We start from the raw sequence: 12,786 nt of genomic DNA on the forward strand, positions 1-12,786 counted from the left end.
AAACATTCGTGCAAAGAAACCTTCCTGTACGAAGGCGTGGTACATAACTGGTACGAGACAGAAAGTATTGCTTAAACCCGCATGCCGGCCCGCCACAGCGGGCAGTACCGCAGTTCGCCTTGCCATCCGCACGTCCGGACAGTGTAGAAAACGTCCGTCTCCGCCAGGAAGAGCTCCTGCCTTTCATCCTTAAAATCTCAGGAAAACTTATACTTTTGAAGTGAAAAACAACCAGAATCAGAACGGCACAAAAGCCGGTATTCTGTGTTGTATCTAGGATAAGAAAGCACAATATGGAGTACGCCATTCTCGGGAAGTCAGACTTAAAGATCAGCCGCATCGGCTTCGGCTGCATGTCGCTCAACTCTTCTGCAGAAGAGAGTATATCGGTCATTCATGCCGCTATGGACCAAGGGATTAACTACTTCGATACAGCCGACCTGTACGACAAGGGCATGAATGAGGAGCTGCTCGGCCGGGCACTGCTGAATAAGCGGCAGCAGACGGTGCTGGCAACCAAAGTTGGGAACCAATGGCGTCAGGACGGCTCGGGATGGGACTGGAACCCATCCAAAGAATACATTGTGGAAGCTGTAGAAAAGAGTCTGAGCAGGTTGAAGACCGATTATATTGATCTCTACCAGCTGCACGGCGGAACCATAGAAGACAATATTGACGAAACCATAGAAGCCTTCGAACTGCTTGTTCAGCAGGGCAAGATCCGGTACTATGGCATTTCCTCTATCCGCCCGAATGTGATCAGGGAATACGTGAGCAAGTCGAACATTGTAAGCGTGATGATGCAATACAGTCTTCTCGACAGGCGACCGGAAGAAAGTGTGATGGAACTGCTTGCCGAGAACCAGATCGGCATACTTGCCAGAGGCAGTGTTGCTCAGGGGCTTCTGACAGGCAAAACACCAAAGGCCTATCTCGGGCACAGCGAAGAAGAAGTTGATACCATCGCCAAGGCGGTAAAGTTCGTAGGCGGGGAACGGAGAAGTCCCGCTCAGACTGCTCTTTATTACGTTCTTCAAAACACTGCCGTAAGCGCTGCGGTACTTGGAATCAGGACGATGGAGCAATTGAATGATGCGTCGCATGTCTTTGAGGCCGACAGCCTCTCTAAGGCCGAGATCAATTTCCTGAAAGAAGCCGTTGAGCAGAACTTTTATGAGCAGCATCGTTAATAGCTGAAATCAGAGTGGTCGCTGCAGCATCGTCCCACCGGCAAAGATACCTTTCTCCTGCCTGCCGACCGTGTCGCCACCCGCTTCTGGGTTAAACTTCAGTAAAAGGCTCTTCAGTCGTTCGACTTCCGACCTGCCTCCGGCCTCCTCTCCGCCGTATTTGTGCCGTTTCAACTTCGTACCTGAGATGCACTGAGAGCGGGTTGACTGCGGAGTGAGTGCGGGTTGAGTCCGGGTTTTTCAGCAAATATCCGCACTCAACCCGCACGGACCCCGAACCTTCCCCACCCGCAGAGCGAAGTAATTAAAGCGCAGGAACGCTTCAGGAGTATCCCATCTTATAAGCTTGCGAATTAGTCCACAAGGATTAACCATTAACCAAATTTACCGGCCTGGCATCCCTGAAACCAAGGAGGTTATCAAGCGTGATCTGCATAATGCGTTCACGTGCTTCCCGGCTCATCCACGCGTTATGGGGAGTCACGATGCAGTTCTTAGCCGACAGGAGCGGGTTGCCCTGCCTGGGCGGCTCTACAGAAAAGACATCCACTCCCGCGCCCGCAATGACGCCCTCATTTAACGCTGCTGCCAGATCTGCTTCATTCACAAGCTGCCCCCTCGCGGTATTGATGAAGAAGGAAGATCGTTTCATCTTCCGGAGCAGCGCGGCATTTACAAACCCTGCATTGGCCGGGGTTGCCGGAAGATGAAGCGAAACAATATCGCTCTCACCGAACAGCGATTCCAGATCACGGTACTCAGCAAGATCGGTCTCTTTTTTTGTCCTGCTGTGATAAAGCACCTTCATTCCAAATGCGCTGGCGATCCTGGCGGTTCGCTGGCCAATGTTGCCAAATCCTACCAGTCCAATGGTTTTGCCGCTTAGCTCGATCAAAGGGGTAAGTGCGTAGGCAAAGTCGTCCGAGTGCTGCCAGCCCCCACTCCTTGCCGATTCACTGTGTCTGCCCACCTGGTTGGCAAGCTCAAGGATTAATGCGAACGTGTGCTGGGCAACCGAGTCTGTACTATAGTCAGGCACATTGCAGACCATAACTTCCCGCTCTTTTGCAGCCTCTATATCGATGATATTATATCCTGTTGCCGTTACGTTGATCAGCTTCAGCTCGGGAAGTCTGCTGATCAGCTCCCGGTCAAATGCGACCTTATTGGTGAGCACAATGCCGGCCCCGGCACAGCGTTCTGCTACCAGATGGGGCTCAGTGCGGTCGTACACCTCCAAGTCGAATTCTTCCTCAAAAGCCTTCCAGCTCAGGTCGCCGGGGTTCAGCGGATATCCGTCAATTACAACTACCTTCATTTTTTGCAAAAATTTCTATACAGTGAAAAACAAAAATGGCTACCTTGTGAACCAATTACCAAAATGGTTTTTATCCTTTACATTCGGCCATTCAGGTCGGGCTTCACAAGCCGGCCAGGCATTCAGGACAGCAAACTGGTACCTGATACGCCTGCAAATATTATAAGCTTCGATTGATTCACAAATAAAATAACAAATAAATAGTACATGAAAAGTAAACCCCAGTCGGTTATCGTAGCAACTGGCAGTTACATACCCGAGACTGTCATTAACAATGAATACTTTTTAAACCACAGCTTCTATGATAAAGACGGAGTAGCCATCCCGAAAGCAAACAGCGAAATAATCCGAAAGTTCAAAGAGATCACCGGAATTGAAGAAAGACGCTACGCTGCCTCAGAACAAACAGCTTCTGACCTGGGACTGGCGGCTGCTGCAAATGCCCTTGAAAGTTCCGGCATCGATAAAGAAAGCCTCGACTACATCATTGTGGCTCATAATTTTGGGGATGTTCGCCTCGAAAGTAACCGGGTAGACATTGTACCTACGCTGGCTTCGAGGATCAAGCAGCAGTTAAAAATTGAAAATCCGGACTGCATAGCATATGATCTTCCTTTCGGCTGCCCGGGCTGGGTGCAGGCGCTGATCCAGGCAGATTACTTTATCCGTTCAGGCGATGCGAAGCGCTGCCTGGTGATCGGGACGGAGACCTTGTCAAGGATCATTGACCCTCACGACCGGGATTCACTTCTGTATGGCGACGGCGCCGGTGCTGCCATTATAGAATCGTCTGAAAGCGGCGAGCGGGGTATCATTACGCACAAGACCCGCACCTATGCACTCGACCATGCCATGCTGCTCGCTATGGCGCCTTCCTACTCAGCGGACTATAGCGGTGAGGCCGACTTGTTTGTGAAGATGAACGGCCGCAAGCTCTACGAATTCGCCATCACAAACGTGCCTCTTCTCATTAAAGACACGCTTGACAAAGCGGGTCTTCACTTGTCTGATATCAGCAAAGTGCTGATCCATCAGGCAAACGAAAAGATGGACCAGGTTATCCTCGACAGGCTTTTCAAGATGTACGGAATGGAAAGTCCGGGTGCTGAGATCATGCCAATGAGCATTTCCTGGCTTGGCAACAGTTCTGTAGCCACGGTGCCGACCCTGCTTGACCTGATCAGCAAAGGAAAAATGGAAGGTCACGAGATCAAGGCTGGCGACAAGATCATCCTTGCTTCTGTAGGTGCCGGTATGAACATCAATGCGGTGATCTATCAGGCATAAAGAGATATCTCAGTTCTGTCGTCTGATGAAAGAGGACAGAACTGAGACACTTATTCCCATACACGCTACTACCAGAAAAGAACCGCGCAGGCTGGTCCAGCCTGCGATCAGCCCGATCATAGGAGGCCCCAGCAGAAATCCAAAGAAACCGATAGTAGAGACGGCCGCCAGTGCTACTCCAGTCGACATGGTCTTCGACTTTCCTGCTGCACTGTAAACCAGCGGCACAATGGAAGAAATTCCAAAGCCTACCAGGAGAAAGCCGAGTATAGAAGGTATTAGGCGGGGAAAGGCTACCGTTGTGAGCAAACCCGCAGCAATGAGCGCCCCGCTGGTCTGAAGGGTGGTTTTCAGGCCGTAGCGATGGGCAAAGCGGTCGGCAATGAAGCGACCCGAGGCCATAGTAAACATCACGGCAGTGTACCCGGCTCCCAGCCATTCCTTGTCGGGCCTTACCACCTTCTGGAAATAAATGCCGCTCCAGTCGAACATCGCCCCTTCACAGATCATACCGCAGAAGGAAATCAGTCCGAGATGAAGCAGAGAGCGGTCAGGCAGCACAAAGGCTTTATCGCCCGAGGCTTCTCCATCTGTCTTAATTGTAAACCGGCCTGCAATAAGAAGCGTGACTGCCACGATCGAAGTGATGAGCAGGAAGTGAAAAACGGGTACAATATTGCGGGCGATCATAAGGCTGCCGACAGCCGCTCCTGTAAAGCCGGCCAGGCTCCACAGGCCGTGGAAGGAAGCCATGATGGGCCGCTTGTACATTTCCTCTACAGCCAGGGCCTGTGTGTTCACGGCGATGTTGACCATATTCCCCGAAAGCCCAAACAGAAACAATGCTGCGCAGAGCTGCACGATATTAGTGGCAAGGCCGAGGCAGATCAGAAAGACCGAGTAAGCGAAAAGAGCCACGAGTACCATCTTTCTGCTGCCGACATGGGTGATCAGAAAGCCAGAAATGGGAAGCGACAACATCAGTCCCGCAGGAAGAGCGAGCAGTACCATGCCGAGCTGCGCCTCGCTTAAGCCTAATGCATGCTGGATTCCGGGTATGCGCGATGCCCAGCTTGCAAAACATATTCCGGGTAAGAAAAACAAGGCGCCAATCGCTGCGCGGTATATCTTTTTCGACAAATTCTGACTAATTGAGGCCAAAAATAAAGATCTCCATCCGTGTGGAATGGAGATCCTCAAACTAACCAATTATAAACCTTATTTCTAGAAGCTCAAAATTAGCTGCTTTGTTTTACTAAATTGATAATAAACTCCCTGATTTAACAAACTTTAACAATTAGAAACCCCTTAAAAAAGAAAAGCCCTCAACTTTAAGAGTTGAGGGTAAGGTCTATAATCAGCCAGATGAGCAATTATCAAATATATGTAAATTTTATCAGTTCCAATACTTTTTCGACTATAAAAACAAAGTATTTATTCACACCGGTAAAAAAACTAAACACTGCCGTCTTTATGCTGTTAAATGAAGACATCAACAATTAAAACTATGGATACTCAGGTAATTGACAAGTTAAAAGAAACCTTTAAGGGACCCCTCCTTCAGGAGAACGAAAATGCGAATGTGGGTAAGTCAGAAAGAATACTCTCTGTCGCTACTGGCGCTTTTATCCTCTTCCAGGGAATCACCAATATATTTTCGCATCCAATTATCGCGCTGGCCGAAGTCGCAGTGGGCGGCTCGCTGATGCAGCGCGGCGTGACGGGATATTGCGCGGTAAAGGCGATGATGGAAGACAACTGCCAGACGGAAGCTGTACATGTACCCGTAACCACGCCCGTGACTTCTAATCCGGTGACCACACCTCCGTCAACGGTTCTTTAATTAAAGCCGGAAATTTGTGTCAGGACAGCCATTTGACATCAGCATTGAGATCTCTGCAGGAAAAAAGACCTCACCGTTATTCCTGAAGACGATGGATATACGCTGCAGGAATCAGGCAGTATAGTCGCGGTCATCAAGCAGCGCGAAGGAGGCTGGCAGTTTACTAAAGGTAGCTATAGCGAAAGCGATGCAGCTGCCATTGGGGCAATAATTACTACCAAAATGCAGAAGACTTGAGGAGGCTGACTCAAAAGTGAGCTCAGCCTCTTTCTTATTGTTAAAACTTCAGTCAGGATCTCCAGTAATGAAGAATTTGCATCTATAAAAGTCTTTCATTGCGGAGATTTTATCATTTTGGTGGCCGAGTATTCTTTTGAGACAGCTCCTTTTTTTGTACCTAAACAATTATATTTCAAGACTTGTTCTTTGTGCAAAAAAAAGCACTATGAGTACTATACCAAATTTTATAAAACCTATCCGCCATACATTTCTTTTGCTCGGCGCCCTTTTTGCAGGCTGCAGCAACAGTCCGAAGAAGCTGTCCACCGTTGAAACTGGCATGACCAGGGATGAAGTGATCGGCATTGTAGGCGAACCTAAATCTAAAAACGTGTTGAACGCCACCGAAGTGTGGGACTATCCTGACGCCGACCGCACCGTGGTATTCAGAAAAGATACTGTTTATCAGATCATCACATCTCCTCAGGCACGCGCCGATTCGATCGCCATGTGGATGGATAAGACCGACGATAAAGTGAAGGATCAGCTGAGTGAACTGGTAGATAAAGCCGGCGAGGCGGGCAATAAGATCAGCGAAAAACTAAAGAAGGATTCAACGAAATGAGTATACAATCTGTTAACCCGGCGAACGGGGAAATTGTAAAAACCTATACTGCGCTGTCGGATGAACAGGCAGACGAAAAGATCAGAAAAGGACATGAAGCTTTTCTAAGCTGGAAAGAGCGTTCCTTTGAAGAAAGGGCCCGCTATATGATCGCCGCGGCGGCGATCCTCAGAAAAAGGAAGAAAGAGCTGGCATGGCTGATGGCCCTGGAAATGGGAAAACCTGTAAAGGCTGGAGAAGGAGAAATAGAAAAATGTGCAGCGGTCTGCGAGTACTACGCCGGGCACGCGGCCAGGTTCCTTGCCCCTGAGGAGGTGCGCACCGATGCAAAAAAAGCTATATTACATTTAATCCTCTCGGCGTGATCCTGGCCGTAATGCCCTGGAACTTCCCTTTCTGGCAAACCTTCCGTTTTCTTGCACCCGCTCTCATGGCAGGGAACTGCGGCGTATTAAAGCACGCGTCGAACGTTCCAAGCTGCGCCCTGATTATTGAAGAGATCCTTTTAGAAGCAGGCTTTCCGGCCGGCGTGTTCCAGACCCTGCTGGTGGGAAGCCAGGCGGTCGATAAGATCATTGAGCATCCCTTCATTAAGGCTGTGAGCCTCACGGGCAGCACGGAAGCGGGCAAGAAAGTAGCGCAGAAAGCCGCGTCGCTAGTAAAAAAGGCGGTGCTTGAGCTTGGAGGCAGCGACCCCTATCTGATCTTGAAGGATGCTGACCTCGAACTCGCCGCTGCCGTGTGTGCCGAAAGCCGGCTCATCAATAGCGGTCAAAGCTGCATAGCAGCCAAGCGGTTTATTGTGGTGGAGGAAGTAGCTGATGCCTTTATCGCCCTCTTCAAAGAAAAGATGGCTGCACCGAAGATGGGAGATCCGATGGACGAAAGCGTCGAAATAGGGCCGCAGGCACGGGTAGAGCTGCGTGACCAGTTGCACGAGCAGGTGCTGAAGAGCATTGAGAAAGGAGCAGAATGCATTCTGGGCGGCCAGGTCGCGCCCGGACAACATGCCTTCTACCCTCCTACTATTCTTGTAAATGTAAAAAAAGGAATGCCTGCCTATGAAGAAGAACTCTTCGGACCAGTCGCATCAGTGATACGGGTAAAAGATGAAGAAGAGGCAATCGAGGTAGCAAACGACACAGTCTTCGGACTCGGCTCTGCTGTCTTCACCCGTGATGAAGCGCGTGGGGAAGCAATAGCAGCAACCCGTCTGAATGCCGGATGCTCATTTGTCAACGCCTATGTTCGGTCCACTCCCGAACTTCCGTTTGGCGGAGTCAGCGAATCAGGCTTCGGCAGAGAGCTTGGCGTTTATGGCATCAGGGAATTCGTTAACATCAAAACCGTTTATGTGCGCTGATTGTGTCCGGCCGGACAACAACTGTCCGAAAACGGGCATTCATCACGTAGTACCAGAGGGCTAAAACGGTGTCCTGCAATATGTTGAATAAATGGCCTCCAAACTGCTAAGTGAAGAAAGACAAGTCAATAACCGCAAGTCTTCTTATATTTAGATACATAACAGCAGTATGATCAGCTTAAGGCATATTTACAAGTGGTACAATGTGGGCGGCGCCCGCACATTTGTCCTGAAAGACATTAACTTCACTGTAGATGAAGGCGAGTTCATTTCGATTATGGGCCCTTCAGGTTCAGGAAAATCAACGCTTCTTCATATCCTGGGAATGCTCGATGAACCTTCCGAGGGCGACTACGATTTTTTGGGGCAACCCGTTTTCCGGCTGAAAGAAAAACAGAGGACCCAGCTTTACAAAGAGCATATTGGGTTTGTGTTTCAGGCCTACCATCTGATCGATGAGCTGACGGTCTACGAAAACATTGAGACTCCCCTCATTTATCAGAACATTAAGGGCAGCGAACGAAAGGCCATTGTAGCAGACACGCTCGACCGCTTCGGCATTGTGGGAAAAAAGGACCTGTTCCCATCGCAGCTCTCGGGAGGCCAGCAGCAGCTGGTAGGCATTGCAAGAGCCATAGCGGCAAAGCCGAAGCTGATCCTGGCCGACGAGCCTACCGGAAATCTCAATTCGAAGCAGGGCGAGGAGATCATGGATCTGTTCCGCCAGCTGAATAAGGAGGACGGGGTCACCATCATCCAGGTGACACACTCCGAAAAGAACGCGGCGTATGCTTCACGCATTCTGCATCTTCTTGATGGCCGTGTGGAAAAGATAGAAGAACCGGTTGCTTAAAACTTCTCATTGTCTTGCTTGTTAGTACTCCACGAACCAATACGTCCGTACAGCAAGCATGACAAAATCTTTCATTTTCCTCGCATCCTTATTTCTACTGGCAGGAATACAGCAAACAAAGGCTCAAAACATAGATACCTTACTCGACAAAGGACAGGATATCCTTGAGAAGGGCCGGATATACAGCATTAAAGGGATCGGCATGGCCTTTCCCATCGGTTCGGTATCCAAAGTTCTGCGTCCGCGGTTCTCAACGGAAATCGGCCTCCAGATCCTGATGAAGAATCCGCGGTATTTCCTCTACCCGACGATCGACTATGTGAACTTCAATTACGATCAGTTGTATGATGACCCGAAGTACAATTACCGGATGAAGAATGCCAGCGCCAAGCTGTACATCGGCACCCTTTCGGGCGGACTGATCACTCAGGTGAAGAGCTTTCGGATCTTCAGCTCGGCAGGTATCGGCGGTGGGATCATTAACGAACCACGCGGATGGGTAGATGCCGAAGCCGGAGAGATCAACTTCCAGAATCGCTCATCCTTCACAGGGACCTTAAGACTAAACACAGGGGTAGACTATGGAAAGCGAACATTTAAGCTCTTTGCCGAACTTAGCTATCTGCTGCAGACAAGGCAGATACAGGGAAGCAACATGCATACACTGGCGGTTAACATCGGCACAAGGACCAATCTCTATCGGCTCGCCCGAAGTATTGAGACCATCAAAAAGAAATTATAGGACTAACGAACCTCTTCGTTTTTTATGATGGCGCCAGCAATAGCGCAGTAGTTGTTGTTATAGTGATGGTTTCCTGGCAGGGTAATCATCTTTATTCCTGCACCCGAAAAGCTGCGACGGGTGGCTGTGCTCTCCTGTGACCCGAATAAGCAGACAGGCTGCAGCGCTCTCAGCTTCCGGTACTCCGCTACTACATCGTATTTTCCCTGGGCAGTACCAAGGCTGAGCATGTCGGAAATATGGATCTCAAAGTCGCCTTTCTCGTCCGGTGAAATGCCATACAAGCCGGCAAGCTGCTCGCGTTGAGCAGCCGGAGCTTTGCTGGCAATAAAGGGAGCCACACAGGCACCAAACGAGTAGCCTGCAAGGATATAGGATTTGCGTCCCCACTGCTTCATCACCCTGAGGATAGCGGCGTTGATGTCCTGAGCGGCCCTGTCGGGCAACTGCGCTTTCCAGAAGTACTTCCGGGAGTCAAGGCCGGCTACGGGATAGCCTTTTGATACAAAGCATTGGGATACCGACTGAATGAAGGGATTCCAGCCACCATCACCAGATATGATAAAAATCAGGGGCTTTTCTGAGCCTTGCGCAGCAGGCATCAGCTTGAGCGGGAGCGGTTCCTGAGCACTAGCAAAACGGATAAACAACAGAAAAACAGGGAGAAAGCAAAATATCTTCTTCATCATGGCTTGATCACTTTATTCAGAACAGCAGGCACCTGCAGGAGGTCGTAATCCTGATCGTACACCAGGTACTTGTTGTACCATGCCGGCTCAAATTTCTCTTTATACTCGCGCAGCCCCTTGTAATGGGAAAAGGTGCGGATCTTCTCATAAGCAAATTTCATCGACTTCTCTGGAAAGGAACGGGCTGTATCAATTCCTGCAAGGGGGCAAAACCAAGGTTAACGTATCGCAGCCCTTCACTCTTAAGATGATTAAACAGCTCGACCAGAATAAAATCCATTACCCCATTCGGTGCATCCCGGGTTTTCCTGATCAGGTCATATGTACCCTCTCCCTTTGCATAGTCGGGCACTATATTCAGAAAGGCTACTGTTTTCTCTTCGGCACTGTCAACGGTAATAACGACCTGCTTCTTAATCTCCTCCCAGATGAACATGCCCTGAGAGAAAATGATCTCACTGCGGCCGGTATCTTCAAGCCACTCATCCGATACTGCTTTCAGCTTCTGCAGCAGGCCGTCTTTCAATGGGGGCCTGTGCACGGTAGCCGTGAAGCCTCTGTCGCTAACTTTCTTCAGCGCATTCCGCATGGATTTTTTACTTCCTCCCGCCAATGAGAACTGGTCGAGGTCTACCACGCCTTCCTGGCCCAGGAAAAGCGCCTTCTTGCCCAGCTTCCTATATACATCCAGGCTTTCCTCAGGCACGCGGTAGTAAATGCTTTTCAAGCCGTTTTCGTAGCAGTATCTGTCGAACTCCCGGATGCAGGTGCTCACCTGCTCGCTGTCTGCAGCGACAGGATTATCAAGAACTACAGCAAAGTTTCCGCTGATCCGGTAGGAAATAAAAGCGTCAAGATAGGACGGCGCAAAGATCAGCTTATCAAAATAACACTTAAAATAGTCGGATGCAGCACTCCCATGCTTTTCGAGCAGGCTCTGCGCTCGCTGGAGATCTTCTTCCGTTGGCGTATTCTTTAAAACGTAGGGTCTGATGAGCGTGTATACGAAAAAGCCCATCGACAAGAACCCGCTGATATTGATGGAATATATAAAGTTTTGTGCGAAAGAATCCTGCGGAAGCAGCTCATCACTCCCAAGCAGGAAGTAATTCTGCAGGGTGTAGCGGAGCGACTGCCACAGGCTGAAATCGACGTTAAAATGGCGGCGGTCGAGCAGATAGAAGCCAAGAACGCCATAGAGCAGAACCGCAGCAATGCTGAGGATAGTGGTTTGGATACCTGTATTCCTGAGTCGGGGGTTACTTTTGATATAATACTCCTTCTTGGAGACAAGCAGGATCACCAGCACAACCAGGGCCACAATAGCTTCCTCATAGTCGACCGCTTTGGTCAGGTTACCGGCGATGGAGATTAAGCTCAACAGGACCGATATGTACCAGGCTGTGCGCAGTCCCTTCAGCATGAAGGCAGCTGTAACAAGCAGGAACAAACCGGCCACCAGGACAAAATAGTTAGAAATGGTGATGGCCTCCGGAGAAAGCACACCGCGAAGGAACCGGATACGGGAGGAAATGGTAGGAGTCAGAACCGAAACAATGTTCACCACGCCGAGGAACAAAAGCAGCGTGGCGGGCAGGATGCGCATAAGCAGCCTGTTAATCTTGAGCAGAAAGCTCAAAGCCCCTGCAAAGAGCGGGAGCCAGAACTCCAGGAAACGGTAAAGGAACGTTACTGCAATTGCCCCCACTTCCGGTAGTCCGAAGCGGGTCAGGATAAAGGCCATAGACACCTCGATCGCTCCCAGACCGCGGAGAAAAGGAGATACGATTAAGAAAATAACCGAGATAATATAGCCCATCACGGCGGCAAACAGGGAGGGCTCAAAGCCCAGGGCCACCATGGCAATATACAGATGCGCGATTCCAGCAACCTCGATGAGAATGCTGTAAACCGTTGTGATGATGAAGTTCTTCCGCTCCACCTTATTGGCTTTCAGGTCGTCCATCAGGATCACTGCCGACGGTGCAACCCCTGAGATCCATTTGAACAGGCGCCCTTGCCTCAACACCGAACGATAGGCCAGCCACACCACCGCAATCAGGAGAATGACGGCACCCAGGGCGTACCATTCGCCCGAGCCGACACTATTACGAAAAAGGCCATAACAAAAGGCAGGGATGGCAACTATGACGACAGTAAGAATTCCGACAAAACCGTAAATAGACGAGGCAAAGTGTATTTGCGATTTGCTGACGCCCTTTTTTCAATATCGCCGGTAAAGAAAGCCAGGGAAGAAATACCGCCCGCCGGCAGAAAGACGCTGATGAAATTCCGTTTCAGGAAGAGCACAAGGGCATCTGCGAAGCGCAGATCCGATCCGATGGACCGGAAGGAGGTGATATACATCAGCGCCTGCAGGGCGATGTAGATGAATGTGAGCACGATGCCCGCACCAAGCCATGGCAAGGAAGAGGAAACGAGCACTTCACTGACGCGGTACAACTCCGCCCGTTCATGCTTGATGAACCAGATGCCTATGCCAATAAAGAACAGTGTGAAGATGAACTGGGATATCAGCTTCATGTTTTCCCGAAGGAAAGGAAGGCTTTTGTCTCTCAGGGAAGCGATGGTATTCTTGGCTGATACTTTCATTCTTAAGGATGCCAGCAAGTTTTACCCCGGCAAATATAGGACTC

Annotated in this window: 13 protein-coding genes and 1 pseudogene; 7 read left to right on the plus strand and 7 right to left on the minus strand. The window is 49.9% G+C overall.

Translation table 11 applies throughout. The annotated features are described in order from the left end of the window. Positions 1 to 293: 293 nt before the first annotated feature. Positions 294 to 1,190: an aldo/keto reductase gene (locus ACES2C_RS17980; RefSeq protein WP_374164444.1), complete on the plus strand. Its 897-nt coding sequence runs from the start codon at positions 294 to 296 to the stop codon at positions 1,188 to 1,190. 9 nt (positions 1,191 to 1,199) lie between these two features. Here ACES2C_RS17980 and ACES2C_RS17985 read toward each other — a convergent pair whose 3' ends face one another. Next, positions 1,200 to 1,364, minus strand: coding sequence for a hypothetical protein (locus tag ACES2C_RS17985; protein WP_374164445.1), 165 nt, complete (start codon positions 1,362 to 1,364; stop codon positions 1,200 to 1,202). Between the two features lie 193 nt (positions 1,365 to 1,557). Continuing rightward, positions 1,558 to 2,508 carry a D-2-hydroxyacid dehydrogenase gene (locus ACES2C_RS17990; protein WP_374164446.1) on the minus strand — a complete coding sequence of 317 codons (951 nt, stop codon included), beginning with the start codon at positions 2,506 to 2,508 and terminating at the stop codon, positions 1,558 to 1,560. A gap of 207 nt (positions 2,509 to 2,715) precedes the next feature. Here ACES2C_RS17990 and ACES2C_RS17995 point away from each other — a divergent pair, with 207 nt between their 5' ends. Further along, positions 2,716 to 3,795 carry a 3-oxoacyl-ACP synthase III family protein gene (locus ACES2C_RS17995; protein WP_374164447.1) on the plus strand — a complete coding sequence of 360 codons (1,080 nt, stop codon included), beginning with the start codon at positions 2,716 to 2,718 and terminating at the stop codon, positions 3,793 to 3,795. 9 nt (positions 3,796 to 3,804) lie between these two features. Here the strand turns inward: ACES2C_RS17995 and ACES2C_RS18000 are convergent, their stop codons facing one another. Continuing rightward, positions 3,805 to 4,935, minus strand: coding sequence for an MFS transporter (locus ACES2C_RS18000; protein WP_374164448.1), 1,131 nt, complete (start codon positions 4,933 to 4,935; stop codon positions 3,805 to 3,807). A gap of 367 nt (positions 4,936 to 5,302) precedes the next feature. On the opposite strand from ACES2C_RS18000, the gene ACES2C_RS18005 reads away from it, so the two are divergent. From ACES2C_RS18005 to ACES2C_RS18025, 5 genes and pseudogenes are all read left to right on the plus strand, one after another. Then, on the plus strand, positions 5,303 to 5,638 hold the full coding sequence (locus ACES2C_RS18005; RefSeq protein ID WP_374164449.1) for a DUF2892 domain-containing protein: 336 nt from the start codon (positions 5,303 to 5,305) through the stop codon (positions 5,636 to 5,638). A gap of 445 nt (positions 5,639 to 6,083) precedes the next feature. Continuing rightward, complete coding sequence (bamE, locus tag ACES2C_RS18010) at positions 6,084 to 6,482, plus strand: outer membrane protein assembly factor BamE (protein ID WP_374164450.1); 399 nt, start codon at positions 6,084 to 6,086, stop codon at positions 6,480 to 6,482. Beyond that, positions 6,479 to 7,845, plus strand: a pseudogene (locus ACES2C_RS18015) (NAD-dependent succinate-semialdehyde dehydrogenase). The gene bamE and the pseudogene ACES2C_RS18015 overlap by 4 nt, the downstream one beginning before the upstream one ends. 169 nt (positions 7,846 to 8,014) lie before the next feature. Then, the gene (locus tag ACES2C_RS18020; protein WP_374164451.1) at positions 8,015 to 8,698 is read left to right on the plus strand and encodes an ABC transporter ATP-binding protein; all 684 of its coding nucleotides are present in this window, start codon (positions 8,015 to 8,017) and stop codon (positions 8,696 to 8,698) included. Between the two features lie 58 nt (positions 8,699 to 8,756). Continuing rightward, positions 8,757 to 9,440: a hypothetical protein gene (locus ACES2C_RS18025; protein ID WP_374164452.1), complete on the plus strand. Its 684-nt coding sequence runs from the start codon at positions 8,757 to 8,759 to the stop codon at positions 9,438 to 9,440. A 2-nt stretch (positions 9,441 to 9,442) separates the two neighbouring features. Here ACES2C_RS18025 and ACES2C_RS18030 read toward each other — a convergent pair whose 3' ends face one another. The 4 genes from ACES2C_RS18030 to ACES2C_RS18045 are packed head-to-tail and all read right to left on the minus strand — an operon-like array spanning position 9,443 to position 12,742. Then, the gene (locus ACES2C_RS18030) at positions 9,443 to 10,129 is read right to left on the minus strand and encodes an AcvB/VirJ family lysyl-phosphatidylglycerol hydrolase (protein ID WP_374164453.1); all 687 of its coding nucleotides are present in this window, start codon (positions 10,127 to 10,129) and stop codon (positions 9,443 to 9,445) included. Beyond that, a complete protein-coding gene (locus ACES2C_RS18035) occupies positions 10,126 to 10,290 on the minus strand; it encodes a hypothetical protein (RefSeq protein ID WP_374164454.1) in 165 nt (54 codons plus the stop codon). The genes ACES2C_RS18030 and ACES2C_RS18035 overlap by 4 nt, the downstream gene beginning before the upstream one ends. Further along, on the minus strand, positions 10,287 to 12,329 hold the full coding sequence (locus ACES2C_RS18040) for a flippase-like domain-containing protein (RefSeq protein WP_374166983.1): 2,043 nt from the start codon (positions 12,327 to 12,329) through the stop codon (positions 10,287 to 10,289). Before ACES2C_RS18040 ends, ACES2C_RS18035 begins: the two co-directional genes overlap by 4 nt. After that, positions 12,275 to 12,742: a hypothetical protein gene (locus tag ACES2C_RS18045; protein ID WP_374164455.1), complete on the minus strand. Its 468-nt coding sequence runs from the start codon at positions 12,740 to 12,742 to the stop codon at positions 12,275 to 12,277. The genes ACES2C_RS18040 and ACES2C_RS18045 overlap by 55 nt, the downstream gene beginning before the upstream one ends. Positions 12,743 to 12,786 lie beyond the last annotated feature (44 nt).

The sequence above is a fragment of the Arcticibacter sp. MXS-1 genome, assembly GCF_041902385.1.
In the GTDB taxonomy this organism is placed as follows: Bacteria; Bacteroidota; Bacteroidia; order Sphingobacteriales; family Sphingobacteriaceae; genus Arcticibacter.

What these genes read in the sequence shown, in the direction of transcription:
- ACES2C_RS17980 (WP_374164444.1), top strand. Translation starts at nt 294, where the DNA reads ATGGAGTACGCCATTCTCGGGAAGTCAGACTTAAAGATCAGCCGCATC.
- ACES2C_RS17990 (WP_374164446.1), bottom strand. Translation starts at nt 2,508, where the DNA reads ATGAAGGTAGTTGTAATTGACGGATATCCGCTGAACCCCGGCGACCTG.
- ACES2C_RS17995 (WP_374164447.1), top strand. Translation starts at nt 2,716, where the DNA reads ATGAAAAGTAAACCCCAGTCGGTTATCGTAGCAACTGGCAGTTACATA.
- ACES2C_RS18005 (WP_374164449.1), top strand. Translation starts at nt 5,303, where the DNA reads ATGGATACTCAGGTAATTGACAAGTTAAAAGAAACCTTTAAGGGACCC.
- bamE (WP_374164450.1), top strand. Translation starts at nt 6,084, where the DNA reads ATGAGTACTATACCAAATTTTATAAAACCTATCCGCCATACATTTCTT.
- ACES2C_RS18020 (WP_374164451.1), top strand. Translation starts at nt 8,015, where the DNA reads ATGATCAGCTTAAGGCATATTTACAAGTGGTACAATGTGGGCGGCGCC.
- ACES2C_RS18025 (WP_374164452.1), top strand. Translation starts at nt 8,757, where the DNA reads ATGACAAAATCTTTCATTTTCCTCGCATCCTTATTTCTACTGGCAGGA.
- ACES2C_RS18030 (WP_374164453.1), bottom strand. Translation starts at nt 10,129, where the DNA reads ATGATGAAGAAGATATTTTGCTTTCTCCCTGTTTTTCTGTTGTTTATC.
- ACES2C_RS18035 (WP_374164454.1), bottom strand. Translation starts at nt 10,290, where the DNA reads ATGAAATTTGCTTATGAGAAGATCCGCACCTTTTCCCATTACAAGGGG.
- ACES2C_RS18045 (WP_374164455.1), bottom strand. Translation starts at nt 12,742, where the DNA reads ATGAAAGTATCAGCCAAGAATACCATCGCTTCCCTGAGAGACAAAAGC.